The organism is Burkholderia sp. KBS0801, from assembly GCF_005937855.2.
GTDB lineage: Bacteria > Pseudomonadota > Gammaproteobacteria > Burkholderiales > Burkholderiaceae > Burkholderia > Burkholderia ambifaria.
This window is the reverse complement of sequence record NZ_CP042177.1, coordinates 1,806,780-1,832,821: the sequence shown is the minus strand read 5'-3', so window position 1 is coordinate 1,832,821 and position 26,042 is coordinate 1,806,780. Positions and strand designations below refer to the sequence as shown.

Annotated in this window: 30 protein-coding genes and 1 pseudogene; 18 read left to right on the top strand and 13 right to left on the bottom strand. The window is 66.7% G+C overall.

Annotation, left to right across the window (positions count from 1 at the left end; translation table 11 throughout):
* Positions 1 to 38 precede the first annotated feature (38 nt).
* From FFI87_RS08735 to FFI87_RS08715, 5 genes are all read left to right on the top strand, one after another.
* Positions 39 to 1,319: an MFS transporter gene (locus FFI87_RS08735; RefSeq protein ID WP_138847681.1), complete on the top strand. Its 1,281-nt coding sequence runs from the start codon at positions 39 to 41 to the stop codon at positions 1,317 to 1,319.
* Between the two features lie 5 nt (positions 1,320 to 1,324).
* Positions 1,325 to 2,290, top strand: coding sequence for an NAD(P)-dependent oxidoreductase (locus FFI87_RS08730; RefSeq protein ID WP_138847682.1), 966 nt, complete (start codon positions 1,325 to 1,327; stop codon positions 2,288 to 2,290).
* Positions 2,291 to 2,612: 322 nt separating this feature from the next.
* Positions 2,613 to 3,656, top strand: coding sequence for a LacI family DNA-binding transcriptional regulator (locus FFI87_RS08725; protein WP_012363939.1), 1,044 nt, complete (start codon positions 2,613 to 2,615; stop codon positions 3,654 to 3,656).
* Positions 3,657 to 3,710: 54 nt separating this feature from the next.
* Positions 3,711 to 4,499, top strand: a complete 789-nt coding sequence (locus tag FFI87_RS08720) for a YhfC family intramembrane metalloprotease (RefSeq protein WP_138847683.1) — start codon at positions 3,711 to 3,713, stop codon at positions 4,497 to 4,499.
* Positions 4,500 to 4,511: 12 nt separating this feature from the next.
* Positions 4,512 to 4,874, top strand: a complete 363-nt coding sequence (locus FFI87_RS08715) for a DUF3022 domain-containing protein (protein ID WP_011656931.1) — start codon at positions 4,512 to 4,514, stop codon at positions 4,872 to 4,874.
* Between the two features lie 48 nt (positions 4,875 to 4,922).
* Here FFI87_RS08715 and FFI87_RS08710 read toward each other — a convergent pair whose 3' ends face one another.
* Positions 4,923 to 5,354 (bottom strand): PGDYG domain-containing protein, encoded by a 432-nt coding sequence (locus tag FFI87_RS08710; RefSeq protein WP_012363937.1) that lies wholly within the window; start codon positions 5,352 to 5,354, stop codon positions 4,923 to 4,925.
* A 128-nt stretch (positions 5,355 to 5,482) separates the two neighbouring features.
* Entirely contained in the window at positions 5,483 to 6,019 is a 537-nt protein-coding gene (locus FFI87_RS08705) for a Spy/CpxP family protein refolding chaperone (RefSeq protein WP_012363936.1), read from the bottom strand.
* A 366-nt stretch (positions 6,020 to 6,385) separates the two neighbouring features.
* On the opposite strand from FFI87_RS08705, the gene FFI87_RS08700 reads away from it, so the two are divergent.
* Entirely contained in the window at positions 6,386 to 6,850 is a 465-nt protein-coding gene (locus tag FFI87_RS08700; protein ID WP_006755043.1) for an Lrp/AsnC family transcriptional regulator, read from the top strand.
* 464 nt (positions 6,851 to 7,314) lie between these two features.
* Complete coding sequence (locus FFI87_RS08695) at positions 7,315 to 8,415, top strand: saccharopine dehydrogenase family protein (protein WP_006755042.1); 1,101 nt, start codon at positions 7,315 to 7,317, stop codon at positions 8,413 to 8,415.
* Positions 8,416 to 8,510: 95 nt separating this feature from the next.
* Here FFI87_RS08695 and FFI87_RS08690 read toward each other — a convergent pair whose 3' ends face one another.
* Entirely contained in the window at positions 8,511 to 9,128 is a 618-nt protein-coding gene (locus FFI87_RS08690) for an AAA family ATPase (RefSeq protein WP_138847684.1), read from the bottom strand.
* Complete coding sequence (gene cydX / locus FFI87_RS08685) at positions 9,125 to 9,271, bottom strand: cytochrome bd-I oxidase subunit CydX (RefSeq protein WP_012363934.1); 147 nt, start codon at positions 9,269 to 9,271, stop codon at positions 9,125 to 9,127. Before cydX ends, FFI87_RS08690 begins: the two co-directional genes overlap by 4 nt.
* 180 nt (positions 9,272 to 9,451) lie before the next feature.
* Here cydX and corA point away from each other — a divergent pair, with 180 nt between their 5' ends.
* Complete coding sequence (gene corA / locus FFI87_RS08680; protein WP_012363933.1) at positions 9,452 to 10,429, top strand: magnesium/cobalt transporter CorA; 978 nt, start codon at positions 9,452 to 9,454, stop codon at positions 10,427 to 10,429.
* 9 nt (positions 10,430 to 10,438) lie between these two features.
* Here the strand turns inward: corA and FFI87_RS08675 are convergent, their stop codons facing one another.
* Positions 10,439 to 10,726: a YciI-like protein gene (locus tag FFI87_RS08675; RefSeq protein ID WP_006755038.1), complete on the bottom strand. Its 288-nt coding sequence runs from the start codon at positions 10,724 to 10,726 to the stop codon at positions 10,439 to 10,441.
* A gap of 433 nt (positions 10,727 to 11,159) precedes the next feature.
* Between FFI87_RS08675 and FFI87_RS08670 the strand changes: the two genes are divergently transcribed.
* The 3 genes and pseudogenes from FFI87_RS08670 to FFI87_RS08660 all read left to right on the top strand — a co-directional run bounded on the left by FFI87_RS08670 (position 11,160) and on the right by FFI87_RS08660 (position 13,449).
* Positions 11,160 to 11,648, top strand: a complete 489-nt coding sequence (locus FFI87_RS08670) for an aminoacyl-tRNA deacylase (protein WP_006755037.1) — start codon at positions 11,160 to 11,162, stop codon at positions 11,646 to 11,648.
* 210 nt (positions 11,649 to 11,858) lie between these two features.
* A pseudogene (locus FFI87_RS08665) lies at positions 11,859 to 11,969 on the top strand (helix-turn-helix transcriptional regulator); the annotation flags it as partial.
* Positions 11,970 to 12,741: 772 nt separating this feature from the next.
* Positions 12,742 to 13,449 (top strand): SDR family NAD(P)-dependent oxidoreductase, encoded by a 708-nt coding sequence (locus FFI87_RS08660; protein WP_138847685.1) that lies wholly within the window; start codon positions 12,742 to 12,744, stop codon positions 13,447 to 13,449.
* Between the two features lie 90 nt (positions 13,450 to 13,539).
* Here the strand turns inward: FFI87_RS08660 and FFI87_RS08655 are convergent, their stop codons facing one another.
* Positions 13,540 to 14,472, bottom strand: a complete 933-nt coding sequence (locus tag FFI87_RS08655; RefSeq protein ID WP_138847686.1) for a LysR family transcriptional regulator — start codon at positions 14,470 to 14,472, stop codon at positions 13,540 to 13,542.
* Between the two features lie 264 nt (positions 14,473 to 14,736).
* Here FFI87_RS08655 and FFI87_RS08650 point away from each other — a divergent pair, with 264 nt between their 5' ends.
* The 5 genes from FFI87_RS08650 (at position 14,737) to FFI87_RS08630 (ending at position 17,574) form a co-directional block, all read left to right on the top strand.
* The gene (locus tag FFI87_RS08650; protein ID WP_138847687.1) at positions 14,737 to 15,201 is read left to right on the top strand and encodes a RidA family protein; all 465 of its coding nucleotides are present in this window, start codon (positions 14,737 to 14,739) and stop codon (positions 15,199 to 15,201) included.
* 272 nt (positions 15,202 to 15,473) lie between these two features.
* Positions 15,474 to 15,893 (top strand): organic hydroperoxide resistance protein, encoded by a 420-nt coding sequence (locus FFI87_RS08645; protein WP_138847688.1) that lies wholly within the window; start codon positions 15,474 to 15,476, stop codon positions 15,891 to 15,893.
* A gap of 67 nt (positions 15,894 to 15,960) precedes the next feature.
* A complete protein-coding gene (locus tag FFI87_RS08640; RefSeq protein ID WP_138847689.1) occupies positions 15,961 to 16,287 on the top strand; it encodes a DUF4148 domain-containing protein in 327 nt (108 codons plus the stop codon).
* 72 nt (positions 16,288 to 16,359) lie between these two features.
* Positions 16,360 to 16,689 (top strand): DUF4148 domain-containing protein, encoded by a 330-nt coding sequence (locus FFI87_RS08635; RefSeq protein ID WP_041489809.1) that lies wholly within the window; start codon positions 16,360 to 16,362, stop codon positions 16,687 to 16,689.
* Between the two features lie 141 nt (positions 16,690 to 16,830).
* Entirely contained in the window at positions 16,831 to 17,574 is a 744-nt protein-coding gene (locus tag FFI87_RS08630; RefSeq protein ID WP_138847690.1) for a GNAT family N-acetyltransferase, read from the top strand.
* 110 nt (positions 17,575 to 17,684) lie between these two features.
* On the opposite strand, the gene FFI87_RS08625 is transcribed toward FFI87_RS08630, so the two are convergent.
* The 4 genes from FFI87_RS08625 to FFI87_RS08615 form a co-directional block, all read right to left on the bottom strand.
* Entirely contained in the window at positions 17,685 to 18,140 is a 456-nt protein-coding gene (locus tag FFI87_RS08625; protein ID WP_012363924.1) for a MarR family winged helix-turn-helix transcriptional regulator, read from the bottom strand.
* A 135-nt stretch (positions 18,141 to 18,275) separates the two neighbouring features.
* Positions 18,276 to 18,416: a hypothetical protein gene (locus FFI87_RS34440; RefSeq protein ID WP_175660811.1), complete on the bottom strand. Its 141-nt coding sequence runs from the start codon at positions 18,414 to 18,416 to the stop codon at positions 18,276 to 18,278.
* On the bottom strand, positions 18,413 to 18,784 hold the full coding sequence (locus tag FFI87_RS08620) for a GFA family protein (RefSeq protein ID WP_138847691.1): 372 nt from the start codon (positions 18,782 to 18,784) through the stop codon (positions 18,413 to 18,415). The genes FFI87_RS34440 and FFI87_RS08620 overlap by 4 nt, the downstream gene beginning before the upstream one ends.
* A 187-nt stretch (positions 18,785 to 18,971) precedes the next feature.
* Positions 18,972 to 20,072 carry an NAD(P)H-dependent flavin oxidoreductase gene (locus FFI87_RS08615; RefSeq protein WP_138847692.1) on the bottom strand — a complete coding sequence of 367 codons (1,101 nt, stop codon included), beginning with the start codon at positions 20,070 to 20,072 and terminating at the stop codon, positions 18,972 to 18,974.
* 272 nt (positions 20,073 to 20,344) lie between these two features.
* Here FFI87_RS08615 and FFI87_RS08610 point away from each other — a divergent pair, with 272 nt between their 5' ends.
* Together FFI87_RS08610 and FFI87_RS08605 are read left to right on the top strand one after the other, a co-directional pair.
* Entirely contained in the window at positions 20,345 to 21,550 is a 1,206-nt protein-coding gene (locus FFI87_RS08610) for a hypothetical protein (RefSeq protein WP_261378151.1), read from the top strand.
* A 452-nt stretch (positions 21,551 to 22,002) separates the two neighbouring features.
* Entirely contained in the window at positions 22,003 to 23,460 is a 1,458-nt protein-coding gene (locus FFI87_RS08605; RefSeq protein ID WP_138847693.1) for an MFS transporter, read from the top strand.
* Between the two features lie 67 nt (positions 23,461 to 23,527).
* Here FFI87_RS08605 and FFI87_RS08600 read toward each other — a convergent pair whose 3' ends face one another.
* From FFI87_RS08600 to FFI87_RS08590, 3 genes are all read right to left on the bottom strand, one after another.
* Positions 23,528 to 24,421 (bottom strand): LysR family transcriptional regulator, encoded by an 894-nt coding sequence (locus FFI87_RS08600; protein WP_138847694.1) that lies wholly within the window; start codon positions 24,419 to 24,421, stop codon positions 23,528 to 23,530.
* Between the two features lie 149 nt (positions 24,422 to 24,570).
* Positions 24,571 to 25,398, bottom strand: coding sequence for an alpha/beta hydrolase (locus FFI87_RS08595; RefSeq protein WP_012363917.1), 828 nt, complete (start codon positions 25,396 to 25,398; stop codon positions 24,571 to 24,573).
* Between the two features lie 256 nt (positions 25,399 to 25,654).
* Positions 25,655 to 26,038: a VOC family protein gene (locus FFI87_RS08590; protein WP_138847695.1), complete on the bottom strand. Its 384-nt coding sequence runs from the start codon at positions 26,036 to 26,038 to the stop codon at positions 25,655 to 25,657.
* Positions 26,039 to 26,042 lie beyond the last annotated feature (4 nt).

The window sequence follows — 26,042 nt, the reverse complement described above, 5'->3', positions numbered from 1 at the left end:
GGCGACTCGCCACTCCAACCTATCTAGGAGACATTCTGATGGCAGCCAATCTCGCAGTCCGACGCTGGTGGACGATCATGCCGATCGTCTTCATCACCTACAGCCTTGCCTACCTCGATCGCGCGAACTACGGGTTCGCGGCGGCGGCCGGCATCAACCAGGACCTCGGGATCAGCAAGGGCCTGTCGTCGCTGATCGGTGCGCTGTTCTTCCTCGGCTACTTCTTCTTCCAGATTCCGGGCGCGATCTATGCGGAGCGTCGCAGCGTCAAGAAGCTCGTGTTCGTCAGCCTCGTGCTGTGGGGCGCTTGCGCGGCGCTCACGGGCGTGGTCGCCGACATCCCGTCGCTGATGGTGATCCGTTTCGTGCTCGGCGTGGTCGAGGCGGCCGTGATGCCGGCGATGCTGATCTACATCAGCAACTGGTTCACGAAGAGCGAGCGCTCGCGCGCGAACACGTTCCTGATCCTCGGCAACCCCGTCACCGTGCTGTGGATGTCGATCGTGTCGGGTTATCTGGTGCACGAATTCGGCTGGCGCCACATGTTCATCGCCGAAGGCGTGCCGGCCGTGATCTGGGCCGTGTGCTGGTGGTTCCTCGTGCAGGACAAGCCGGCCGATTCGCCGTGGCTCACCACGCAGGAAAAGCGCGACCTCGACGCCGCGCTCGCGGCCGAGCAGGCGGCGATCAAGCCGGTGCGCAATTACGGCGAGGCGTTCCGTTCGCCGGCCGTGATCAAGCTGTGTGCGCAATACTTCTGCTGGAGCATCGGCGTGTACGGCTTCGTGCTGTGGCTGCCGTCGATCGTCAAGAACGGCTCCGAGCTCGGGATGGTCGCGACCGGCTGGCTGTCGGCGCTGCCGTACCTCGCGGCGACGATCGCGATGCTGGTCGCGTCGTGGGCGTCCGACAAGGTCGGTTCGCGCCGCGGCTTCGTATGGCCGTTCCTGCTGATCGGGGCGGCCGCGTTCGCCGCGTCGTATGCGCTCGGCTCGTCGCATTTCTGGATCTCGTATGCACTCCTCGTCGTCGCGGGCGCCGCGATGTACGCGCCGTACGGCCCGTTCTTCGCGATCGTCCCGGAACTGCTGCCGAAGAACGTCGCCGGTGGCGCGATGGCGCTGATCAACAGCATGGGTGCGCTCGGCTCGTTCGTCGGCTCGTATTTCGTCGGCTACCTGAACGGTGCGACCGGGTCGCCCGTCGCGTCGTATGCGTTCATGAGCGCCGCGCTCGTCGCCGCGGTGATCCTCACGCTGTCCGTCAAACCCCAGGCGCGCGATGCGCACTCGCTCGCGGCGCCGCTGCAAGGAAAATGAAAACGATGAAGCCTCGTATCGTCGCGTACAAGCCGTTGCCCGATGATGTTCTCGCGTACCTGCGCGAGCATGCGGACGTCGTGCAGGCCGACGGCCCCGCTGCGCTCGCCGATGCGTTGGGCGACGCGCACGGCGCGATCGGCGCGAGCCTGAAGGTCACGCCGCAGATGCTCGATCGCGCGCCGAAGCTGAAGGCCTGGTCGACGATTTCGGTCGGCTACGACAACTTCGACGTCGCGGATCTCACGCGGCGCGGGATCGTGCTCGCGCATACGCCCGACGTGCTGACCGAATCGACCGCCGACACTGTGTTCTCGCTGATCCTGGCGTCCGCGCGGCGCGTGGTCGAACTGGCCGAGTGGGTGAAGGCCGGCCACTGGCATCGCAGCATCGGCCCCGATCTGTACGGCACCGACGTGCAGGGCAAGACGCTCGGCATCGTCGGGCTCGGGCGGATCGGCGGCGCCGTCGCGCGCCGCGCGGTGCTCGGTTTCCGGATGCAGGTGCTGTACACGAACCGTTCCGCGCACGCCGAAGCCGAGACGCAGTACGGCGCGCGCCGCGTGACGCTCGACGAGCTGCTCGCGCAGTCGGATTTCGTGTGCCTGCAGGTGCCGCTGTCGCCCGAAACGCATCACCTGATCGGTGCGGCCGAATTCACGAAGATGAAGCGCGGCGCGATCCTGATCAACGCGTCGCGCGGGCCGGTGGTCGACGAGGCCGCGCTGATCGACGCGCTGCGCGTGGGCACGATCCGCGGCGCGGGGCTCGACGTGTTCGAGAAGGAGCCGTTGCCGGCGGATTCGCCGCTGCTGCGGATGAACAACGTGGTCGCGCTGCCGCATATCGGCTCGGCGACGCACGAGACGCGCCATGCGATGGCGCGCTGCGCGGCGGAAAACCTGGTCGGCGCGCTGGCCGGCACGCTGCGCACGAATCTCGTCAATCCCGACGCGCTCGCGCGCGCTTGAGCGGCGCTGGCCGGCCGGCGGGGCCGCAGGCGCGGTTAGAGTCGATGGTCTTGGTGCGGGAGGGCAGGCTGCGTTATGATCGCCCGCTCGTTGCATCGATGACGCGGCCGCGCGGCCGGCAGCGTTCGACGACGGGCATCCGTGCCAGGTCGGGTGCGGCCGATCGCCGTGCGTGCCAGGCGACCGGGGCGGGCGCGAGTGCGCCGGCTTCGGGCGAGCGCGCAGCAGGGGATCGGCGGCGTCCGCCCGGTGGCTTTCGTTTCCAACAACAAAGGTCCGTCCGCACACGAAGCGGCGCGGATCGTACGTCGCGAGGCACGACTTGAGCGATTCGCAACCTTCCACGCAACGTCCCGCGACGATCAGCGACGTCGCACGCGAAGCCGGCACGGGCAAGACCAGCGTTTCGCGCTATCTGAACGGCGAGACGCACGTGCTGTCCGCCGATCTGCGCCAGCGGATCGAGACGGCGATCGCGCGCCTGAACTACCGGCCGAACCAGATGGCGCGCGGGCTGAAGCGCGGCCGCAACCGGCTGCTCGGCATGCTCGCGGCCGACCTGACCAATCCATACACGATCGAAGTGCTGCAGGGCGTCGAGGCCGCGTGCCACGCGCTCGGCTACATGCCGCTCATCTGTCACGCGGCGAACGAAGTCGAGATGGAGCGGCGCTTCCTGCAGCTGCTCACGACCTACCGGGTCGAGGGGCTGATCGTCAACGCGCTCGGCGCCGAGGAAGACGTGCTGCGCCCGCTGCGCGGCGCCGGCATCCCGGCGGTGCTCGTCGACCGGACGGTGGAGGGTTTCGAGGCCGACCTGATCGGGCTCGACAACACCGATGCGATCGAGATGGCGCTCGCGCACCTGGTCGCGCGCGGCTTCGATGCGATCCATTTCGTCGTGCAGCCGTTCGAGCGCGTCAGCTCGCGGCGCCTGCGCGAGGCCGCGTTCCGCGCGGCGCTCGGCGCGCGCGGGCTGCCGGTGCCGCCGACGGTCGTGCTCGATCTGAACGAGCCTGCGGCGGCTGCCGCGGCGCTCGCCGACCTCGACGCGCGCCTTGACGACGCGACGCGACGCGGCGTGCGTGCGGCGCTGTTCGCCGCGAACGCGCCAGTCGCGCTCGCGATCGCGCGCCATCTGCGCGCGCGTTTCGGCGCCGCATGGCAGGAAAAGGCCGCGCTGCTGTCGATCGACGATCCGGAATGGGCCGAACTGATCGGCATCACGACGATCCGCCAGCCGACCTACGAGATCGGCTACAAGGCCGTCGAATTCGTGCACGAGCGCATCGACGGCGCGGCCGGCGACGTGCGCGTCGCGATGCTGCCCGGCGAGCTGATTGCGCGCGCGTCGACCGCAAGCTGAGTATCATTCGGGGCACGCAGCGCGCCAGGTGCGCTGCCCCGAACAAGGAAATTCATGACTGTCGCTCCCGTCACGCTGGCGGTGCTGATCGCCGCCACGCTGATCATCGCGCTACTGCCGTTCGTTCTCTTCCGTATCCTGCGCAAGCCGCTTGCGCTCGACCGCCGCGACACGATCGTCGGCGTCGCCGTCTTCACGCTGTTCGCGATGATCGTCGAACGCGCGTTTCATGGCTTCGTGCTGAGCCAGACACCCGCCGGCGGCTGGCTCACGCAGCCGCTCGCGTTCGTCGCGTACAGCGCGTTCGCCACCGCTGTATTCGAGGAAGTCGGCCGCTATCTCGGGATGCGGATACTGAACCGCCGCTACGGCGCGTCGGCCGGCGACGGGCGCGGCATCGGCTACGGGATCGGCCATGCCGGCGCCGAAGCGTGGTTCGTCGGCGTGCTCGTATGGGGCCAGTGGTCGTATCTCGCTTGGCTCGCGAGCCGCGGGCAGCTCGAGACGCAGCTCGCGGATCTCCCCGGGGATACCGTCGTGCGGCTGCACGTGATGCTGGCCACGCTGTCGGCACAGTCGATCCTGCTGTTGCTGCTCGAGCGCTGTGCGGCGTTCGTGGTGCAGCTCGCGCTGTCCGTGCTGGTGTGGCGCGGCGTGCGCGCCGGCCGCGCGGGCGTGCTGCCGCTCGCGATCGTGCTGCATGCGCTGGCGGTCGCGCCGGCGCTGCTGTATCAGGTACGTGTGCTGCCGGCCGGATCGCTCGAGGCCGTGTATGTCGTGCTCGCTGCGATCCTGATCGCCGTGCTCGTGAAGGCAGGCCGGTCGCCGCGTGCGGCGGCCTGACGGGAGGACGGAATGGACGACTATCTGATCGAGTGCCAGAGCAGCGAATTCGACGCGCTCGCACGAGTGATCTGCGATCTCTTCCCGGAGCAGACGCGCTTTGCCGAAAGCAGTGACGAGCGCGGGCGGTTCCTGTCCGTGCACTGGCTGGCGATGCGTTTCGGCTCGACGCCGAAACGGATGACGCTCGACATTCGCATCGTGCCGCCGGCGCTTGCGCGCTATCTGGCGCTGAAGCCGATGCAGCGCGCCCGCAGTCATGCGGTGCTGCATGCGTACACGGAAGCGATGCTGGGCTCGCTGGAAGAGCGCCACGCGGCCGGCGAGGCCGTCGAGCGTGACGCGGAACTCGAACTCGACGAAGACTTCGCTTGAACGTGAGCGCGCGCCGGCGCGATGCCGGCGTCACGCCGCTGCGGTGCGTCAGGCGTCGCGGTAGACCTGCGCGAAACGCTGCGCCTGCACGACACCGTAGTCGCCGGGCGCATACTGCATCACCCAGTCGCCGGCGACGCCGCGCAGCGTGTCGCCGTTTTCCGAGCGGGCGATCGTGAACGGCTCGTCCATGCGGCGGGCGAGCACGACGGCAGGCCGGTTGCGGTACGCGCCCGGCGTGCCGTGCGCGAGCGCCGGGTCGGCGGGCAGATATTTTGCGTCGAAGCGTGCGCGCGACACGACCCAGCGGTCGCCGGTCGAGCCGGTGATCAGTGCGTCGCCCGCGACATAGCGGTTCGGGCCTTCGAGGCTCATCAGTTCGCCGTCGGCATCCGCGAACGCGACCGTGACGGTTTCGTCCTTGACGACGTGACGGGCCTGCGGGTCGGTACGCAGATCGATGTGCTTGAGTTCGAGCATGGCGGGGGAAGTGCGGGAAAAGCCGGGAGCTTATCCCGAATTCGGCGCGCCGTGTGACGCGCCGAATTCCCGCGGGATGCGCGACGCCGTTCGCCCGTCCGGGCAACGCGGCGCCGGCGAGGCGGACGTCAGGGTTGCGCGGGCGCGCTGGCGGCCGGCGCGGCGGCTGCCTTGCCTTCCTTTTTGGCCTTGCCCGAGCCGCGGCGTTCGCCGCCATGGTGCAGCCAGCTGCGGAACGTCGTGTCGGCCAGCGCCTTCTGTTCGGCCGGGAAGCTCTGGTACAACGGCGCGAATGCGTCGGCGAGCTTCTTCGCGCCGTCCGCGTTCGCCTGCGCGAGCTCCGCGTACTGCTTCATGTCGTCGACCGCGGACACGTTGTGGTTTTCCATCCGTGCGCGATACAGGTGACCCATCGTTTCACCGTTCTCGCGCATCGTGTCGGCGAACGTCTTCCATTGCGACTCCTGCGCCGACGTGATCTTCAGCTGATCGTGCAGGTACTTGATGCGCTGCTCGATGCGCGCTTCGTGGCGGGCCGCGCGCTGTTCGGCGCTCGGCGCGGACGCGGCCGCTGCCGAGGCGGGCGTTTGCGGTTGCGGCGGCGTTTGCGCGAATGCGCCTGCTGCAACGGCGAGCATCGCGAGGGTGAGCGAGATTTTCTTCATGGTTGGCTCTCCGGGGTGGTGTCGTGCGAGCGGGCGCCGCGGCCTGTGCCGCGAGCACGCATCTCGCGTCGCCTGCTATTAGTAGCACGTTGCGTGTCACGCGGCGGTGAAAGCGACACTTGCTTACATCCGAAACGAATCGAAATCGAAGGGGAACGGGCATGGCGGACGGGCGGCGGACGATGGGCGTGCGATGGCGTTCGGTTATGCGTGTGTCGGCACGCCGGGCGTCTCACGCGAGCGAGGAGCGCGGTTCGAACGCATGAACCAGCGATGGCGTGCGGCGCGGTTTGGGCGCACCGGCGTTCGGCGCTATCATCGCGTCACGTTCCATTTCGCCGGCGCGCTGCCCGCCGGCCCAGCCTCATGCGTCCACCTCGCCTCGACCAACTCGACGACCTCGACCGGCAACTCGTTGCGCTGCTGCAAGCCGATGCGCGCGCAAGCGTTGCCGATCTCGCGCGGCAGCTCGACGTCGCCCGCACGACGGTCGTCGCGCGCATCGCGCGGCTCGAGCGCACGAACGTGATCGCCGGGTACAGCGTGCGGCTCGGGCAGGATGTGCTCGATGCGAGCATTTATGCGTATGTCGGCATCATCCTCACGCCGAAGTTCGGCAAGGACGTGTTGCGCAGGCTCGACCGGATGCCCGAAGTGCAGCTGCTGTGCGCGGTGAGCGGCGAATACGACTATGTCGCGTGGCTGCGTGCCGATTCGCCGGAGCGGCTCAACGACCTGCTCGACCAGATCGGCACGCTCGAGGGCGTCGAGCGCACGACGACGTCGATCATTCTGTCGCGCAAGATCGATCGCGGCACGATCGGCGGATGATGCGCCGCATGCGGCGTCGCGCTTGACGCCGCGGCGCGATTCGTCGCGCCGGTTGTTCCTCCTTTACCTTTCCTTGAACCGCCGCCGTTTGCGTTCGCCGGAGGGCGCGGCGTTCTCGCGCATCGTCGCGCAGGCTGTTCCTCCTTTACCGTTCCTTGAACCCTGAGGGTCGTCGGGTCGAATGCCGGCCCGCCGCGCGTAACGATTCCTTCCCCTGCGCCTGTCCCGATTTACTCGTTTCTCCCCGTCCGTCCAGACGCGGCGATCGCGGCCCGTTTGCGGCGCGTGATATATGCAATTTTTAGATGTTTTGGTCGTTGTGACGAAATGTTTCGTCATTTCGTCGAATTTACCCGTCGTTTCGCATCATTCTTCGTCTTGGAACTGATTTTGCGCGTCCCTAAACTGTGTTCATGGCTCGACGCCGTACACCAACACCAAACCCATCATCAGGAGATAAGCGCATGAAAATCGCCATCGTCGGCGCAGGTCTGATCGGCCACACCATTGCTCACATGCTGCGTGAAACGGGCGACTACGAAGTCGTCGCGTTCGACCGAGATGCGGATGCGCTCGCCAAGCTGTCGCGTGAAGGCATCGCGACGCAACGCGTCGATTCGGCCGACGCCAATGCGATCCGTGAAGCCGTGAAGGGCTTCGATGCGCTCGTCAACGCGCTGCCGTACTACCTCGCGGTCAACGTCGCCGCGGCGGCCAAGGCGGCCGGCGTCCATTACTTCGACCTGACCGAGGACGTGCGCGCCACCCACGCAATCCGCGAACTCGCCGACGGTTCGGACCGTGCGTTCATGCCGCAGTGCGGGCTCGCACCGGGCTTCATCGGCATCGCCGCGCATGAGCTCGTGAACGGCTTCAGCGAAGTGCGCGACGTGAAGATGCGCGTCGGCGCGCTGCCCGAGTATCCGACCAACGCGCTGAAGTACAACCTGACGTGGAGCGTCGACGGCCTGATCAACGAATACTGTCAGCCGTGCGAAGCGATTCGCGACGGCCGCAAGCAGTGGGTGCAGCCGCTCGAAGGCCTCGAGCACTTCTCGCTCGACGGCACCGAATACGAGGCGTTCAACACGTCGGGCGGCCTGGGCACGTTGTGCGAGACGCTGTCGGGCAAGGTCGAGACGCTCGATTACAAGTCGGTGCGCTATCCGGGCCACCGCGAACTCGTGCAGTTCCTGCTCGAGGACCTGCGCCTGTCGAGCGACCGCGACACGCTGAAGTCGATCATGCGCCGCGCGGTGCCGTCGACGAAGCAGGACGTCGTGCTCGTGTTCGTCACGGTAACGGGCGTGAAGGACGGCCAGCTCGTGCAGGACGTGTTCACGCGCAAGATCTTCGCGAAGGACGTGTGCGGGATGCACATGAGCGCGATCCAGATCACGACGGCCGGCGCGATGTGCGCGGTGCTGGATCTGTTCCGCGAAAAGAAGCTGCCGCAGAGCGGCTTCATTCCGCAGGAGAAAGTGTCGCTGAAGGCGTTCCTGTCGAACCGCTTCGGCAAGCTGTACGAAGGTGGCACGATGGAGCGCGTGCACGAAGTCGCCTGACGGATCTCCGGCACGAGGGCCGTGCAACGCCGGGAGCGCAACAGCGCTTCCGGCGTTTTTTTTGAGACTGATCGAAGCGGGAAGGGGCGGGCCGCTCAGGCCGGCAGCGGCGGGACGAGCGTTGCCTGTGGCGCCGGCGGCACGATGCGGTACAGCAGCGCATCGATGTCCGCGTCGGACGGCGCGGTGTTGTCGAACATCACGATGCCGTCGCATTCATGGCCGGTCGGCACGAAGCGGCGTTGCCGGTATTCGTCCCAGTGCGCGAGCTTGTACGCGTCGTTCGGGTTGCCGCGCGCGACGATCCGCTGGTGCGCGACGTCTTCCGCCGTATGCACCCAGACGACCGTCAGCGCGATCTCCGGCCCGATGCCGAGCCACGCGCGGTCGAGGATGCGCCGGTCACGCACTTCGCGCGACAGCGGGCCGACCACGAGCGCGCCGATGCCGAGCGCGAGATTCTCGCGGGCCGTGTCGAGCAGGCCTTGATATTCGGGATCGCGCAGATGCTTCAGGTAGAGCGGGCTGTCGCGATCGTTCGGATCGGAGGTGAGGGCGCCCATCGCGGCCGAGCTGTAGCGGCCGTAGAGCGTGTCCTTGTCGAGCAGGCAGAAGGCTTCGCCGGTCACGCGCATCAGCGGCCCGATCAGCCGCTTCGCGAGCGTGGTCTTGCCGGTACCGGCATGACCGCAGAAGAACACCAGGTGCGTCACGAATACCGGCTCCCCGAGCCCGCGCGCGAAGCGTCGGTGCGCTTGTCCTCGCGCGGGAACACTTCCGCCTCGAGCCACATCACGTTGATGATGCCGAAGCCGAGCGCCACGCCGATGCCGAGGATCCACGAGAAATACCACATGGGTCTGTCTCCTTGATGGTTGGGCCGCGCGGCCGTGCCGTGCGTTTGTCGAAGCGGTGCCGCGCGCGTGCCGCGGCGCAGGCAGCCCGATCATGACCAATATCGGCGCGCCGCGCAAGCCGGGCCCGCCCGCGCGTCAAACCGGTAAACTGATGCGCAAACCGCAACATTACAGACACCATGCTGATCAATTGTGCTGCATACCAGGACGGCCGCAAACTGGCCGATATCGATATCGACGCCATCAGCGACTACGTGTCGAAGCCCGAGTGTTTCGTGTGGGTCGCCCTGAAGGATCCGACACCGGACGAGATCGACCTGATGGGCGAGGAATTCGCGCTGCACGAACTCGCGCTGGAGGATGCCCGCAAGGGGCATCAACGCCCGAAAATCGAGGAGTACGGCGATTCGCTGTTCGCGGTGCTGCATACGGTCGAGCTCGATGAAGACGGCGAATTCAATGTCGGCGAGCTGAACGTGTTCGTCGGCCCGAACTACGTGCTGTCGATCCGCAATCATACCGAGCAGGACTTCCGCGCGGTGCGCAAGCGCTGCGAGCGCGAGCCGCATCTGCTGCAGGAAGGCTCGGCGTTCGTTTTCTATGCGTTGATGGACCAGGTCGTCGACCGTTATTTCCCGATCCTCGAGACGCTCGGCACCGAGCTGGAGGAACTCGAGGATCGCATCTTCGCGAAGGCCTCGCTCGCATCGTCGCGGGCGATCATCGAGGACCTCTATTCGCTGAAACGCCGGCTCGTGATGCTGTACCAGCACACCGCGCCGCTGATGGAGCCGCTCGCGAAGCTCACCGGCGGGCGCATTCCGCAGGTCTGCAGCGGCATGCAGCATTACTTCCGCGACGTGTACGACCACCTGCAGCGGATCGTGAAGACGATCGAAGGGCGCCGCGAGATGGTCGTGACCGCGATCCAGGTCAACCTCGGGATGATCTCGCTAGCCGAGAACGAGGTGACCAAGCGGCTCGGCTCGTTCGCCGCGCTGTTCGCGATCCCGACGATGATCGCCGGCATCTACGGGATGAACTTCGCGAACATGCCCGAACTGCACCTCAAGTACGGCTTCTACGGCTGCATCGCGGTGATGGTCGCGGCCGATCTCGCGCTGTGGTGGCGCTTCAAGCGGGCCGGGTGGCTGTAGCCGCGATGCCTAGTGCGGTGCGTGCTTGCCGACCACGACGCGCCACGGCCGCACGCGCCACGACTTGACGAGGCCGTTCTGCACGTACGGATCGGCGCGCGCGAATGATTCGGCGACTTCCGGCGAATCGCCTTCGAACACGAGCACGGCCTGGTCGGCCGGATCCTGCAACGCGCCGGCGAGCATGAGTTCGCCGCGTTCGGTTGCCGCCTTCGCAAGCGCGAGGTGCTCGGCGCGGTATTGCTCGCGACGGGACAGGTAATCGTCGACGAGTTCGTAGATCAGCTGGTAATGCATGGTCGCTCCCGGAATCGGCCGCCGCGGGATGGCGGGCGCTTGGGCTCAGTATAGGGCGCGGTTCGGGCTTTGTCGGGGCGAACGCTGGCGGCTGTCGGGGGATGATTTCGGTATCTCGTTCCCCTTCCTTTTAATGCAACTAACGGTCTGACACGAATCCGCCGTCGCATGATTTTGCGTCATCGCGCCGGACGGTTCATCGCTGGTTTGTCTTCAGGCAGGTGAGTTTGGCAAGCGTATGGGACGCGCATTCCGGGCCGGAATTTCACATGCCGGCGAGGGCGGTCGCGTGATCGGAAAAGGGGCCGAAGCCCGGTGTGGGGCGTCCGTACGGGGGGCCGCGGGAGGGCGTTTCCATTGGCCGCAATGCGACCTATGCTGAACAAATCCGGAGCGAACTCCGTTCGCCCGATTCGCCCAGACGAGGTGTGCCATGCCTGTATCAGCCACCCTGCAGGATTGCCTGCGCCAGAAGTCATCGCGGTACGAAGTCGTGTACCACCCGTATAGCCATACCAGCATGGAGACGGCCGCCGCCGCGCATATCCCCGGCGATCGCCTCGCGAAAACCGTGCTGCTCGAGGACGACGAAGGCTACGTCGCCGCCGTGCTGCCGACGTCGCACGCGGTGCGATTGTCGGATCTCTGGGTCAAGACCGGCCGCCATCTCGTGCTCGCCAGGGAAATGGAACTGCGCGAACTGTTCAAGGATTGCGACCTGGGCGCGTTGCCGCCGGTGTGCATGGCGTACGGGATGAAGACGTTCCTCGAGGAACAGCTCGCGCAGCAGCCTGAGGTGTATTTCGAGGCCGGCGACCACGAAGCGCTGATCCACATGACGCAGGACGAATTCCTGTCGCTGATGGAGACGGCCGAGCGCGCGCATTTCTCGCACAAGATGCAGGGGATGTGGGTTTCCTGATTGCGTTGGTGCGGGAGGTTTGTCGCATGAATGAGAACGGCGTCTGGCGGGCGCCGTCGGGGGCGTTGCGGGCTGTCGATCCATGCGTTGCCGGGTTGGGTTGCGTTCGAATCAGCTATGTTTTCGGCTCAATTTATTATTTGACATAATCATAATTATCAACATTAAATCGGGGTTCATGATCGGGCCCTATAAATGGTTCCAAGGGCCGAAACCGTGCGTGCGCATAAGAAGCACATCTACGCGAAGCTGGGCGTCGGATCGCAATCCGAGCTGTTTGCGATGTTCTACGATCGGGGACGAACGGACGAGCGCGGGTGATATCCGTCGTGGCGGTCGGGGACGGGCGATGCGTGGGAACGCGGGGCGGTAGTCGTCAGTTCCCTGCTGCTCCGTTACTACCGAATCTGCGGGATCTCTCTAATGCGGAGCCGGATGCGCGCGACGACTCGCGCCGGTCGCGGCTCCAGGTTGCAGAACCGCGGCAAACGCTCTCCGCGCCGTACCGCATGCGCGACTCGCTCTATCGGGAATGCGCGCATGCGACCGTCGATACCACCGCTCACGACATCGCGCGTGCGACGGCAAACGTATTGACGGTGCTGCATGCGTGGTGAGCGCGCCGGATTGACTGCGTGCATTCGGTTCTTCCACGCCCCCAGCGACCGGAGCCCCCGTCAGACGCAATTTGGAACGAGTGAGTTTGTCTTCTTAATCGAACTATTGTGATAAGAAAAGTTATCCAGATAGCACCAATAAATTGACGAAGTGCCCGCCGTGTTGCGAACAAACCAGCGCCCGGCGTTCGCAGTGTTCGACCGCGCAAACCTCCGCATCACGACGATTCGACGCGCGTCGTCACCCGATTGCCGGCTCGTTGACGATCACGTCGATCCACCTGCGCCAACACCGCCGCGCCGCACCGATCGCCGCGGCAGCCGCCCACCCTCCCCGCATTTGTTCCCGTGACGCAAGAATGTTGCTCCATGGTGGGTGTTCGAACTCCAGCCCGACACGCCTAGAGTCTGGTCCATCGGATTCATCGATCCGGTCGGCACCGAAGCCGAAAACCAGTCACCTGTCGAGGCATATCATGAGCACGTCCAAAGTCATCATCGTCACCGGCGCATCGCAAGGCATCGGTGCCGAAACGGTCAACGCATTCCGCGCCCAGGGTCATCGGGTGGTCGCGACGTCCCGTTCGATCGGGCCGTCGGACGATCCCGATCTCGTCACGGTCGCGGGCGACATCGGCGATCCGGCGGTCGCGCGGCGCGTAGTCGACACCGCAATCGAGCGCTTCGGTCGGGTCGACACGCTCGTCAACAACGCCGGCGTGTTCATCGCGAAGCCGTTCACGCAATACACGGCGGACGACTATGCGGCCATCACCCGCGTGAACCTGGACGGCTTCTTCCACGTCACGCAGCGCGCGATCGCGGCGATGCAGCGGCACGGCGGCGGACACGTGGTCAGCATCACGACGAGCCTCGTCGACCACGCGAACAGCAACGTGCCGTCGGCACTCGCATCGCTGACGAAAGGCGGGCTCAATGCGGCGACGAAGTCGCTCGCGATCGAGTATGCGAAGGCCGGCATCCGCGTGAACGCGGTGTCGCCCGGCATCATCAACTCGCCGATGCATGCGCCCGACACGCATGCAACGCTCGCATCGCTGCATCCGGTCGGCCGGATGGGCGAGATGAGCGACATCGTCGGCGCGATCCTGTATCTCGATTCGGCGCCGTTCGTCACCGGCGAGATCCTGCACGTGGACGGCGGCCAGAGCGCCGGGCACTGAGCGGCAAAGTAGTGAGAACGGGCGGTGCGGATGGCGCGAGCCGGCCCGCTACCGGCCCAGCCGCGCCGTCCGCGCACCGGCCGCACGCGGCTAGCGCTTCCGCCTGTCGGGCGCCTGCTCCAGATGTTCGACGAGAAAGTCGACGAAGACGCGCACGCGCGACGACAGATAGCGTGCATGCGGATACAGCAGCATGAACGGCCGCGACCGCTCGCCCTGGCCGGACAGCACCTCCGCGAGCGTGCCCTCCCGCAGATCCCGTTCGACGATGAAGCGGTAGGTCTGGAACAGGCCTGCACCGCTGCGCGCGAGCGTGACGCCTGCGAGGACGTCACCCGACGTGCCGTAGCCGCCGGTCGTCGCGATTTCGATTTCTGCCGTACCGTCGTTGAACAGCCACGGAATCGGCCGGCCGCTGCTCGGGAGCTCGAACTGGATGCATTCGTGCGCGTGCAGATCGTCGACGGCGCGCGGCACGCCGGCGCGCTTCAGGTAGCCGGGCGTCGCGACGACGACGAGTTCCGCGTCCTCGAGCTTGCGCGCGACGAGGCTCGAGTCCGCCGGCGCGCGGCCGCGGATCGCAAGGTCGAAACCCTCCTCGGCGAAGTCGATGTTGCGGTTGCTCAGGTGCGTTTCGACGCGGACGTCCGGGTAGCGCTCGCGAAACGCGGGCAGCAGCGGCAGCACCCGATAGTGTCCGTACGGCGTCGGCATGCTGATGCGCAGCACGCCCGCCGGCGTTGCCTGCTGGCCCGTTGCCTCGCGCTCCGCGTCGACGAGCTGAGACAGCGCATCACGGCATTGTTCGAAGTAGCGCCGTCCGGAATCGGTCAGGCGGATTTGCCGCGTCGTCCGGACGAACAGGCGTACGCCGAGACGCTCCTCGAGCCGCGCGACCGACCGGCTGACGGCGGCCGGCGTGACGCTCGCGGCCGTCGCGGCGAGCGTGAAGCTGCCGAGTTCGGCTGCCAGGCAGAACAGCTCGATGCTGCCGAGCAGGAGGTCGTCGAATTTTCGTTGCATGAAGCGGCTCCTGCGGTGTCCGGTGCTTGCGTCGCGGGGCGGCGAAGCAACGAGTGTGCATGAATCCCCGGTGGCAAACCAGTGAACCGGCGAACACGGCGGGCGGCACCGCGCGGCTTCGCCGGCACGCGTTCGCGTCGTTCGATGCCGCGCGCGATTCGTTACATCGTGTGCCAAATCAATTGTGCGAACGATATTTACCGGCGCCGACCGCCTCACTAGAGTGACTGACAGACCCGTCAATCATCCCCGAAGGAGCACGCGATGACGATCGAACAGAAACTGGCCGGACTCGGCTTCACGCTACCCGAACCGCCGCAACCGCTCGGCAGCTATACGGCCGTCAGCGAAGCCGGCAACCTGTTGTTCGTGTCCGGGCAACTGCCGCTCGCCGACGGCAAGGTGGCCTATACGGGCCGCGTCGGCGAACAATTGAGCGTCGATGACGGTCGGCACGCGGCGCAGCTCGCGGCGCTGAACGTGCTCGCGCAAATCGGCAAGCACCTCGGCGGGTTCGACCGACTGCATCACATCGTGCGGGTCGAGGGCCACGTCGCGTCGGCCGATGGCTTCCACGGCCAGCCAGCTGTGATCGACGGTGCCTCCAACCTGTTCGCCGCGGTGCTGGGCGACAAGGCCGGACACGCTCGCTCGGCCTTTTCCCAGCGCCAGTTGCCTGCGGACGCTGCCGTGATCCTGGTCGTGATCGCCGAAATCCGTCAAGCGTAACGGGGTTTCCGCCGCCAAGTCGATGGCCATTGGGACGCGTGTCTGCCCTGCCCGCCGTCGAATTTTCCCTTCGCATCGCTTTTTCAATATAAGGGATTGATCGCCGAAAAGCCTTGCCCCGCAAGGCCCGAAACGATTCAGATACATTGAAATACAAAATATCGCACGCGATTTAATCGAATCCGCTTGACGTGAGTCGGCGCCTCGACGAAACTGCATCGCATGCGATCGAATCGCATCTGAAAAGACCTTCAAACCTGACGGAGTGAATGATGAGCAAGATCGAAAAAGTGCTGTACACGGGCAAGACGCACACGACTTCCGGCGGCCGCGACGGCGCGGCGCGCAGTTCCGACGGCCGCCTGGACATCCAGCTGTCGTCGCCGGGCAGCGCCGGCACCGGCACCAACCCGGAACAACTGTTCGCGGCCGGCTGGTCGGCCTGCTTCATCGGCGCGATGCAGCTTGCAGCGCGCGCGGCGAAGGTGACGCTGCCGGCCGATCTCGCGGTGGACACCGAAGTGGACCTGGGCATGGGCGGCAACGCGTACTTCCTGCAGGCTCGCCTGAACGTGAGCGTGCCGGGGCTCGATCGCGACGTCGTGCAGCACATCGTCGCTACCGCGCATCAGACCTGCCCGTATTCGAAGGCGACGCGCGGCAACATCGATGTCGAGATCCGCATCGTCTGATGCATTGCATCTGGCGGCAACGTGCCGCCTTCACGAATCACCCACCCTATTCTTGTCGAGGTAAATGATGAAAACCCAACTGATCGCTGCCGTTCTCGTTGCCGTGTCCGCCGCTGTTGCCGCTCCGGCCTTTGCCAGTGAAGGCGTCGTGACGCGTGCACAAGTGCGTGCCGAACTCGTCCAGTTGCAGCAGGCCGGCTATGCGCCGGGCCGCGCGAACGATCCGCACTATCCGGACGACCTGCAGGCTGCGCTGACGCGTATCCACGCGAACGACGCCGTCGCGGCCGATACGGCGACGTCCGGTTATGGCAGCGACGCCGCCGCCGTCACGCAGTCGGGCAGCCGTGCCGTCACGCGTGTCGCCGAGCGTTCGATCTACTTCGGCCATTGAACGAAACCGCGACCTACATTGATTGCCGGCATGCCCGGACAACCCTGGATACGCTCTTTTCTATCGAGGTGAATGATGAAGACTCAACTGATTGCAGCCCTGCTCGTCGCCGTGTCGGCTTCCGTTGCCGCACCGGTTTTCGCCACCGAAACCACCGTGACGCGCGCGCAAGTGCGGGCGGAGCTGGCCGCGCTCCAGCAGGCCGGCTATCTGCCGAATCGCCCGAACGATCCAAACTATCCGGACAACCTGCAGGCCGCGCTGAAGCGGGTTCGCGACAACGGCGCGACGGCGGCCGACACGCAGGCAGCCGGTTATGGCAGCAACGCCGACGGCACGACGCAATCCGGCGGTCGCAGCACGATTCGCATGGCCGAGCGCTCGATCTATTTCGCTCATTGAACGTCACGACGAAATCGGCGATACCGCCCGCCAAATAAAGCGTATGCGATGTAATCGCGTGCGCTTTTTGTTTGCCTGCACCCTGCGTGACCGATCGCGTCTATGCTGTGCGGCGGACGGCGTTCAATCAAGGAGCATGCGATGCGGGAAGCAATGGCGGGACACGAAGAAGGCGGATCGCATCCTCTCGACAACGCCGTATGGCATGCGCTCGCCGGCGAGCAACACCGTTTTGCGCTCGGCGATGTGCGTGCGCGGCGGTTTCCGCCGGCGCTCGCGCCATTTGCCGGCATGGCCGACCGCAGCCCGGCCGCGTTCGACGCGTTGCGCGGATTGATCGACGCCTACGGGCCGGCCGCACTGTTCACGCCGGACGAGATTCCGACGCCGGCCGGCCTTTCGGTGGTCCGGCGCGCGATGCTGCATCAGATGGTCTGGGAGGGAACGCTCGACGACGCCGATTCTTCGGAGCATGTGCCGCTGACCGAAGCCGACGTGCCGGAGATGCTCGCGCTGATCGCGGCGACGGAACCCGGCCCGTTCGGCCCGCGCACGATCGAATTCGGCGGCTATATCGGTGTGCGCAGGCATGACCGGCTCGTCGCGATGACCGGTCAACGGCTCAGAGCCGGCGGCCATACGGAGATCAGCGCCGTGTGCGTGGATCCGGCGTTTCGGGGCCAGGGCCTCGCTGCCGGACTGATCCGGTCATCGATCGCGACCATCCGTGCGCGCGCGGAAACGCCGTTCCTGCACGTGCTCACGTCGAATCACGTCGCGATCGAGCGCTATCGGGCACTCGGCTTCGTGACGCGCCGCGACATGCATTTGCTGGTGCTGGAGCGTGCCGAGACCCGGACGGGCCAGCCGGAGAGCCGGCCGTAACGACGTGGTCGCGGCGGTGCATCGGCCGCGCTCGCCGGACGTGTGTGGAGATGGTGGAAATCGCGGAAGTTTCCGCAATGGCCGGCGGCAGGTGCGCCGTCGGCTCGTGTCTATTCGTCGATCGAATCGATCAGGTTGCCGCGCAGTGTAACGATCGCCTTCTGCATCTTCGCGAATTCGTCGGGCTTCAACCCGGTGGCTTCGACGAGATCCATGTCGAGCCCCTTCTCGCGCACGCGGCGGCCGCTTTTCGTCAGGCTCACGAGCACCTGGCGCTCGTCCGACGGATCGCGGTGCCGCTCCAGATAGCCCATCGCCTCGAGTTTCTTCAGGATCGGCGTCAGCGTGTTCGATTCGAGGAACAGCTTTTCGCCGAGCTGCCCCACCGTCTGGTTGCCCTCCTCCCACAGCGCAATAATCGTGATGTATTGCGTGTACGTGAGGCCAAGCTCCTCGAGGATCGGCTTGTATGCCTTGCCGAACGCGAGGTTCGTCGAGTAGATCGCAAAGCACAGGAACTCGGACAGTTTCGGCGTGGCGGGCGATGGTGCGTCGGTCGGTTTCATGAGCGTCCTCCCTCGACACGGGATCGTGTCGCAGATGAACCGATTATATATCGCGTGCGATCTTATCGGAAGCATGATTATCGTTTCCGATCAACAGGATGCGATACGCGCGGCGCCCGCCCCGTACTTGTATGTTCAGTACTGGCCGTCGTTCCGACCCCGGCGGGTGCCGACCCGTTGCCGGCTGATCGAAAGCAGCGAACACTGCACCGGATGGGCGATTTCGGTCGCGAGGCCGCCCGCGGCGAACAGCAGGATCATCAGCCAGCGTTTCATGCGTCCTCCACGACCGAAAGGCTTGCACCGTCGGCGACCGTCGCGTCGAGCGCGTACGGATCGACACCCTCGAGGCAGCCGAGATTGACACGCCAGCACGCGGGATCCTTGCGAGTCTGGTGGAACGGATAGATGCCGCACCGGCCGCAGAAAAAGTGGTGTGCCGTGCCCGTGTTGAACCGGTAGCTGGTCAACGCGCTCTCGCCTGCGACGATCTTCAGTTCGCTTGCGTCGAACATCGGGCTCATCAGCGCGCCGCGACGGCGGCAGAGGCTGCAGTTGCAGCGGGCCGCCGGCGCAAGCGCGGTCCGGACTTCGAATTTCACGGCGCCGCAATGGCAGGATCCGTTGAACCATGTTGCAGACATGTCGTGCTCCTCAGGAGGTCATGTCTGCTTTATAGCGAGCCCGCGCCCATGCTTTGTATCGCGCTGTATCGGCGCGGCGCTCGGATACAGAACATTGCAATTTTGTGGCCGGCGCCGCGCGTTGCGCATTGCGGTGGCATCGCGGCGCATTCGCCCGGCGCCGGTGCGCGCGGTGTGGGCCCGGGAGTCAGTCCAGCACGTGCTGCAACCGCGCGATGGCCGCTCGCGTCTCGCGCTCGAGCGTCGCGAACAGTTCGGCCGCGGGCAGCGACCGGACGAGGGGCGCCGCCTGCCCGGCCCACTGCGCACCGTAGCCGAATTCGCCTGTTGCCTTCGCGGCCGCATGCAGTGCCTTGCCGGCGTCGTACGCGATCGGATAGGCCGGCGTGGCCGGTGCGCGCGGATCGTCGCCGAGCGCGGTCAGCCGGTTCGCGATGCCGCGCGCGAGCCGGCCGGAGATCGCGCTCGTGAACGTCGTGCGGCGCGCCGCGTCGCCGAGGATCGCGCGGCGATAGCCGTCGTCGATCGATGTCTCCGGGCACGCGACGAAGGCGGTGCCGAGCTGCGCGGCCTGCGCGCCGAGCGCGAGCGCCGCGGCGATGCCGTCGCCGTCCATGATTCCGCCGGCGGCGATCACCGGCAGCGCGCAGTCGCGCACGATCAGGCGCGTGAGCGCGAACGTGCCGAGCCGATCGTCGTGCGCCGTCGAGTCGAACACGCCTCTGTGCCCGCCGGCCTCGATGCCCTGCGCGACGATCGCATCGATGCCGGCCGAGCCGATCTGCCGGGCTTCGTCGGGATTCGTCGCGGTCGCGAACAGCGTGACGCCCGCGCGCTTCAACATCGCGATTGCCTCGTCGGACGGCAAGCCGAAATGAAAGCTCACGACGGCCGGTTTTTCTTCGACCAGCATCGCGAGCATCGCATCGTCCGCGACGAAGCTCGTATAGATCTCCGATAGCGACGCCGGCGGCGTCGCGCCGTGTTCGCGGAATGCGGGCGCGAGCCAGTCGAGCCACGCGCTTTCGACGGCGGCGTCGGCACGGGCCGGCTGGTGGCAGAACAGGTTGATGTTGAACGGCCGGTCGGTGAGCGCGCGCGTGTCGCGGATCATCTTGCGCGCGCCGTCGGCGTTCGTCGCGCCGACGCCGAGCGAGCCGAGCCCGCCCGCGTTCGACACGGCTGCCGCCAGCGCGGGGGTGCTGACGCCGGCCATCGGCGCCTGGATGATCGGGGTGCGGATGCCGAGCGTGCGCAACAGCGTCCGGTTGTCGGTCGAGGGAATCATGTCGTGCGTCTCCTGTGGGCGGCGCGAACGCAAACGGGAAGCGTGCCGCGGGTGGCACGCGAGGCGGCCGGCGGGCCGGGGTTCAGAAATCCAGCGCTCAGGATAGCGGACCTGGAAACCGCCTCCAAGTCGGCCGAACGGCAGATGCCAGGTCGCGCCGCTTCGTGAAATACTGCGGCCACGCGTCCTTCCGGAACCCCGAGATGACCGACATGCCTGCCATACCCTTGTTACTTTGCCGGGTCACGCGTTGCGCGCGGACGTGCATCGCCGTGTTGCTGATCGCCGGGCCGGCGACGGCCGCGTTTGCCGCGGACGCGCCGGGCGGCTCGCCCGCGCCGGCGGTCCGCGCCCCGCGGCGCATCCTGTTCGTCGGCGATAGCCTCACACACGGCCGTTACGCGCCCGTGCGTTCGTACGGCGCAATGCGCAGCGGTAGCCAGGGAGGCGCCGGCACCGCGCAGGTCGTCGACGAAAACTTCGGGCGGACCGATGCCCGCGCGGAACGCGAGCCGGGCCCGTGGGGCGGAATTCCGGGTATCTTCGCGCGCCTTGCCGTCGAAGCCGGGCTCGACTACGACGTTCACCTCGAGGCGATGTCGGCGACGAGTCTCGCGAAACATGACCGCGTGGCATCGGACGTGATCGATCGGCCCACGTGGGATGCGGTCGTCCTGCAGGAACTGAGCGCCAAGCCGCTGCCATTCGCGCTCACGCACAGCCGCGCGAGCGATCCGGCCGGTTTCTGTGCGAGCGTCGCGAAGCTGGCGCGCGGCATTCGTGCGGCGGCCCCGCAAGCGCGTGTCTATCTGTATGAAACCTGGCCGCGCGCCGATCTCGCGAAAGCGCTCGCGGGCGAGCCGGGCAGCGACGGTTTTCACGCACGCTACGTCGAGCGTCTCGCCGACATCGTCGCCGCGTATCGCGATGCATTCGATCGCGCACGCCGCACCGATCCGTCGATCGCCGCGGTCGCGCCGGTCGGCCGCGCGTGGCAGCGTGCATGGGCGACCGGTGTTGCCGATCCCGACCCGTATGTGCGGTCCGGCGCGCCGCTGCTGTGGTACGGCATGCGTGCGCGGAACGACCCGCCGATCTCGCGCCCCGATTATCTGCATCCGGGCGTGTCGGGCGCTTATCTGAGCGCGCTCGTGCTGTTCCAGCGGATCGCCGGCGTCGACGTCCGAACCTTCGGACCGCGCGAGCAAGCGGCCGCGCAACTCGGCATCGCGCCCGACCTGGCGGCAAGATTGCAGGCTGTTGCGTCCGATACGGTCCGGAGTGAATGGGGCGACGCCGAAGGCGATGCTGGCGGTAGTGCCAGTACCAGTGCCAGTGCCAGTGCCAGTGCCAGTGCCAGTACCAGTACCAGTACCAGTACCAGTACCAGTACCGGGGCCGGTGCTGATGCTGATACTGATACTGATACTGATGCGACCGCGACGGCCGCGCGTTCCGATCCGTGCGCGTCGCCATGAGCGGCAACGATGTGCGCCCTATGCGCCCTATGTGCTCCATCAATCGCCGGACGCCGACGAACGCGGGAAACCGAGTCCGCAGCTCCGTTGTGCGACGCCGAGCCAACCTGGCCGATACCGAACCGCGCGCTACGGCATCACGGAGCGCCAGACACACGCCATACCACCGATGTTTTCCCTGCCCTTGGGCTCCCGCAGCGGCCGCCGCACCTTCCGACGCCCGTCCCGCGGCCGTTCCGCAGCCTTTCTGCGCAGGAAAGGATGCTTGAGGCATCCGCAATTATCGCGCCGCGCAAATTCGCCCACCATGTTTCGGACGATCGGCGCCACCCGCGCATCCGGCCTTTCACGGGCTTTGCGGGCACGTGCGTCGCGTCGTGCGACCGGGCCCACAGGGCCGGCCGCGAACGGCCGGGCGTCGCGCCACGGCAAATCGATAATCAGGAGACACGATGAACAGCCAATCCCTCGACCTTGGCGGCACTGCGGGTGGACCCGCGTCCGCCGTACCGCCCGCGGCCCGGGCCGGCGCCGATGCGACGGCCCAGCCCGCCCGCGCCATCACGCTCGGCGAATTCATGGACGACCTGCCAGTCGGTGCGCTGCACCGGTTCGTCGTCTGGGTGATCGGCATCGGGCTGTTCTTCGACATGTACGAGATCTTCCTCGTCAGCACGATCGGTTCCGCGTTGCAGAACGAATACGGGCTGAGCCGGCAAAGCGCCGATTTCAAGCTGCTGCTGGCCTCGGCATTCATCGGGATGTTCGTCGGCGCGATGTGTCTCGGCAGCCTCGCCGACCGCATCGGACGGCGCAAGGCGTTCCTGATGACGCTCGTCTGGTACAGCGCGTTTTCGCTGATCGGCGCGTTCTCGGTGAATGCCGACATGCTGGTGGCATGCCGGTTCCTGACGGGCGTCGGTGTCGGTGCAATCTACCCGGTCGCCGACAGCTTCCTGTCGGAAATCCTGCCGAAGGAAAAGCGCGGGCGGCTCGCCGCCTGGGCCTATACGACTTCTTACGTCGCGGTGCCGCTGGTCGGTTTCCTCGCGCTCTGGCTGAACCCGCTTCACGTCGCGGGCGTGGCCGGCTGGCGCATCATTCTCGCGATCGGCAGTCTGGGTGCCGTAAACGTGCTGTTGATCCAGCACCGGCTGCCGGAGAGCCCGCGCTGGCTGCTCGCGCAGGGCCGCACGGCGGAGGCGCATGCCGCGGCGCGGCGCTTCGCGCAGAGCGCCGGCGTGCGCGTGCCCGAGCAGTTCGCGGCGTCGGCCGAACCGCAGCGGCCGCTGAGTCTCGGCGAGCGCATCGCGCTGCTGCGCCGCCGGCCCTACCGCGCGCGCTACCTGATGCTCGCGGTGTTCCACCTGCTCCAGGGCTTCGGCTATTACGGCTTCGGCACGCTCGCGGGCACGGTCGTCAAGAGCCGCGGTTTCGACGTGACGGACAGCACGCTGTTCATTGCGCTGTCGTTCATCGGTTATCCGATCGGCTCGCTGCTGTCGATTCCGCTGCTGAACTGGATCGAGCGACGCACGCTCGTGATCGTGTCGATCCTGTCGATCGCCGCGTTCGGGCTGTGCTTCGCGTATTCGGGCAATACGGCGCTGATCGTCTGCTTTGGTTTTCTGACGACCTGCGCGTCGAACGTGTTCAGCAACGCCTATCACGTGTACCAGGCGGAGATTTTCCCGGCGCGCGTACGGTCGACCGCGATCGGCAGCACGTACGCACTGTCGCGCATCGTCAGCGGCGCGCTGCCGTTCGTGCTGCTGCCGGTGCTGGCCGCACACGGCGCGGGTGCGATGTTCGGCGTGATCTCGGTCGCGCTCGGCATCGTCGCCGTCACGTTGCGCGTGCTCGGGCCGCTGACCACGCGGCGCAGCCAGGACGACATCAACCCGGTATGACGCGATGCGATGCACGGGGCGTGCGCATGCGCGCCTCGGGGCTTCGCGTGTGGCGCGTTCCGCTCGTTCAGCGTGCCGACATGAAATCGAACAGCCTCGCGATGTCGGTGGTCAGCACGGTGCCGGCCTTCACGCCGACCCACAGCGTGCGCGTCGCCCATGCGTCGTCGAGCTTCACGACTCCGAGCCGCGCCGCGCGCTCGCCGGTCACCGCGTCGCGCGGCAGCACGCCGATCCCGAGGCCGGCCTCGATCATCCGGCTCACGCCGTCGAAATTCGATACCTGGATGCGCAGTTTCAACGAGCGCTCGGCCGCGAACGCGGCGTCGGTCATTCGCGCCAGCAGCGAGCTGCCGTCGCTCAGGCCGACGTAGTCTTCATCGAGCGTATCCGCGAAGCGGATGCTGTCGTGCGCGGCGAATCGATGCCCGCGCGGCACGAGCAGCACGAGCTCGTCGCGCCGGTACAGCCGCCGTTCGATGCCGGGTGCGGGCACGTTGTCCGCGAACACGCCGAGATTGGCCTTGCCGGAGCCGAGCGCGTCGACGATCTCGTGGCTCAGCCGCTCCTCGAGGCTGATCTTGATGCCGGGGTTGTCGGTGAGGAACGCGGCGAGATCGGCCGGCAGGAACTGGACGATGGCCGACGTGTTGGTCCACACGTGAATGTGACCGCGCACGCCGGCGACGTAGTCGCTCATCTCGTGCGCCATCCGGTTGACCTGCTCGATGACCTTCGCCGCATGCTCGAGCAGGGCGCGGCCCGCGGGCGTCAGCTCGACGCCGCGCGCATGCCGCACGAACAGCGCGCTGCCGGTCACGCTCTCGAGCTCGGCGATCCGCTTGCTGACCGCGGACAGCGTGAGCTGGCCGTGTTCGGCCGCCTTGGTCAGGCTGCCGTGCTCGGCGACGAGCGCGAACACGCGCAGCGATTGCAGATCGAAATGAAGCGGGTTCACCATGATGAGGTCCTGGGAAAAGCCATGCGGCGCGGACGAACGGCACCGGACTGGCCCGATGCCGATCATACGCCAGGCCCCGCGCGGCGCGAACCGGTGTGACTCGGGGCGAATCCGTGCGGATTCGTGCGAATCGGCGCAATACGTCGCGCTCAGCGCGGCGCGATCGCCTGCAACGCTGCGAGCATCGTGCTGTCGGGCGTCGCGAGGTCGTCCAGCACCGTGAAATGCTGCATGCCGGGCACCCACGCGCGCGCGGTCCGCTCGCCGGCCGCCTCGCATGCGTCCGCGTATTCGTGGGCCTGGCGCACGAGTTCCGGCAACTCGGCCGCGCCGACCGCGACGACGGTCGGCGCGCCGGGCCCGATATGATGCAGCGGGCTGTACGCGGCGATTTCGCGCGCGGTGAGCTGCAGTCTGTCGTTAAGCACGCACAGCGAGATCGGTTCGAGATCGACGAGCGGGCTGATCGCGAGCGCCGACACGACGGCCGGGTGTGCGCGATGCACGGCCGTCAGGTGGCCGCCCGCCGAATGACCGCTCAGGTGGATCGGCCGCCGTGCGGTGCCGATGCCGTCGGGATCGGTCGACAGGTAGTCGAGCAACGCGCCGATCTCGCCAACGATGTCGGTCATCGATGCGGCCGGGGCAAGCGTGTATTCAGCGAGCACGACGTCGAAGCCGCGCGCAAGCGGCCCGGCGGCCGCGTACGCGAAATCCTCTTTCGCGCAGTGCTGCCAGTAGCCGCCGTGAATGAACACGAACAGCGGCGCGTCGGGCCGGCCGCAGCGCAGCCAGTCGAAGCGCTGCGCGGGGCGCTCGCCGTAACGCAGGTCGCGCTGCCCGGGCGTCGCGTCGTAAAGCGCCCTGCTGCGTGCCTGGCACGATGCGAGCACGGCCGGGAAATCGGCAACGGCCTTCGTGTTGAGGTAGGCGGCGTCGAGCGCCGCGCGGTCCATGCCGCGATAGAGGATCGTCATTCGGAAAGTGTCCGGTCGGATAGGCAGATGATGCGGGACATTCGCGGTGCCCGCGGCGAAGGCGCCGGACGAGCCGGCGCCGTTGCACCATTATCCGCAGCACGACCGGGGCCGGCTATCCGGAATCGGCGGCTGCGGCGTGCGCCTGTCCGCTTTCGGCGGAGGACTGCCGCGCGGTGGGCACGTCTGCCGGCGCGCGAGCAAACGGGCGGACCGGCACGACGAAGCGGTTCGACCAAGCGCCCCGACGAGCCCCTCAAATCAATTCAGAGATCTCGATCAGGTTCAGATCCGGGTCGCGCACGTACACCGACCGGATCTTCCGCGTCGCCCCGGTGCGTTCGACGGGCCCTTCGACGATCGGCCATTCGACGCGTCGCAGATGCGCGATCACATCGTCGAGCGGCACCGACGCGATGAAGCACAGGTCGAGCGCGCCGGGCACCGGCACGTGGGCCTTCGGCTCGAACTCCGCGCCTCGCACATGCAGGTTGATCTTCTGGTTGCCGAAGCGGAACGCGAGCCGGCCCGCGCCGAAGGTTTCGAGCTGCATCTGCAGCACTTCCGTATAGAAATGCTTCGTCCGCTCCGGATCGACGCAGGTCAGGACGAGGTGATCGAGGTGGTCGATCAGCGCCATGTGA

Coding starts and splice junctions, on each gene's coding strand:
- FFI87_RS08705 (WP_012363936.1), bottom strand. CDS start 6,019: ATGAAGAAAATCTCGCTCACCCTCGCGATGCTCGCCGTTGCAGCAGGC.
- FFI87_RS08735 (WP_138847681.1), top strand. CDS start 39: ATGGCAGCCAATCTCGCAGTCCGACGCTGGTGGACGATCATGCCGATC.
- FFI87_RS08645 (WP_138847688.1), top strand. CDS start 15,474: ATGAGCAAGATCGAAAAAGTGCTGTACACGGGCAAGACGCACACGACT.
- FFI87_RS08715 (WP_011656931.1), top strand. CDS start 4,512: ATGGACGACTATCTGATCGAGTGCCAGAGCAGCGAATTCGACGCGCTC.
- FFI87_RS34440 (WP_175660811.1), bottom strand. CDS start 18,416: ATGAAACGCTGGCTGATGATCCTGCTGTTCGCCGCGGGCGGCCTCGCG.
- corA (WP_012363933.1), top strand. CDS start 9,452: ATGCTGATCAATTGTGCTGCATACCAGGACGGCCGCAAACTGGCCGAT.
- FFI87_RS08590 (WP_138847695.1), bottom strand. CDS start 26,038: ATGGCGCTGATCGACCACCTCGATCACCTCGTCCTGACCTGCGTCGAT.
- FFI87_RS08675 (WP_006755038.1), bottom strand. CDS start 10,726: ATGCATTACCAGCTGATCTACGAACTCGTCGACGATTACCTGTCCCGT.
- FFI87_RS08655 (WP_138847686.1), bottom strand. CDS start 14,472: ATGCAACGAAAATTCGACGACCTCCTGCTCGGCAGCATCGAGCTGTTC.
- FFI87_RS08730 (WP_138847682.1), top strand. CDS start 1,325: ATGAAGCCTCGTATCGTCGCGTACAAGCCGTTGCCCGATGATGTTCTC.
- FFI87_RS08635 (WP_041489809.1), top strand. CDS start 16,360: ATGATGAAGACTCAACTGATTGCAGCCCTGCTCGTCGCCGTGTCGGCT.
- FFI87_RS08625 (WP_012363924.1), bottom strand. CDS start 18,140: ATGAAACCGACCGACGCACCATCGCCCGCCACGCCGAAACTGTCCGAG.
- FFI87_RS08720 (WP_138847683.1), top strand. CDS start 3,711: ATGACTGTCGCTCCCGTCACGCTGGCGGTGCTGATCGCCGCCACGCTG.
- FFI87_RS08660 (WP_138847685.1), top strand. CDS start 12,742: ATGAGCACGTCCAAAGTCATCATCGTCACCGGCGCATCGCAAGGCATC.
- FFI87_RS08630 (WP_138847690.1), top strand. CDS start 16,831: ATGCGGGAAGCAATGGCGGGACACGAAGAAGGCGGATCGCATCCTCTC.
- FFI87_RS08600 (WP_138847694.1), bottom strand. CDS start 24,421: ATGGTGAACCCGCTTCATTTCGATCTGCAATCGCTGCGCGTGTTCGCG.
- FFI87_RS08605 (WP_138847693.1), top strand. CDS start 22,003: ATGAACAGCCAATCCCTCGACCTTGGCGGCACTGCGGGTGGACCCGCG.
- FFI87_RS08650 (WP_138847687.1), top strand. CDS start 14,737: ATGACGATCGAACAGAAACTGGCCGGACTCGGCTTCACGCTACCCGAA.
- FFI87_RS08695 (WP_006755042.1), top strand. CDS start 7,315: ATGAAAATCGCCATCGTCGGCGCAGGTCTGATCGGCCACACCATTGCT.
- FFI87_RS08595 (WP_012363917.1), bottom strand. CDS start 25,398: ATGACGATCCTCTATCGCGGCATGGACCGCGCGGCGCTCGACGCCGCC.
- FFI87_RS08615 (WP_138847692.1), bottom strand. CDS start 20,072: ATGATTCCCTCGACCGACAACCGGACGCTGTTGCGCACGCTCGGCATC.
- cydX (WP_012363934.1), bottom strand. CDS start 9,271: ATGTGGTATTTCTCGTGGATCCTCGGCATCGGCGTGGCGCTCGGCTTC.
- FFI87_RS08710 (WP_012363937.1), bottom strand. CDS start 5,354: ATGCTCGAACTCAAGCACATCGATCTGCGTACCGACCCGCAGGCCCGT.
- FFI87_RS08620 (WP_138847691.1), bottom strand. CDS start 18,784: ATGTCTGCAACATGGTTCAACGGATCCTGCCATTGCGGCGCCGTGAAA.
- FFI87_RS08700 (WP_006755043.1), top strand. CDS start 6,386: ATGCGTCCACCTCGCCTCGACCAACTCGACGACCTCGACCGGCAACTC.
- FFI87_RS08640 (WP_138847689.1), top strand. CDS start 15,961: ATGAAAACCCAACTGATCGCTGCCGTTCTCGTTGCCGTGTCCGCCGCT.
- FFI87_RS08670 (WP_006755037.1), top strand. CDS start 11,160: ATGCCTGTATCAGCCACCCTGCAGGATTGCCTGCGCCAGAAGTCATCG.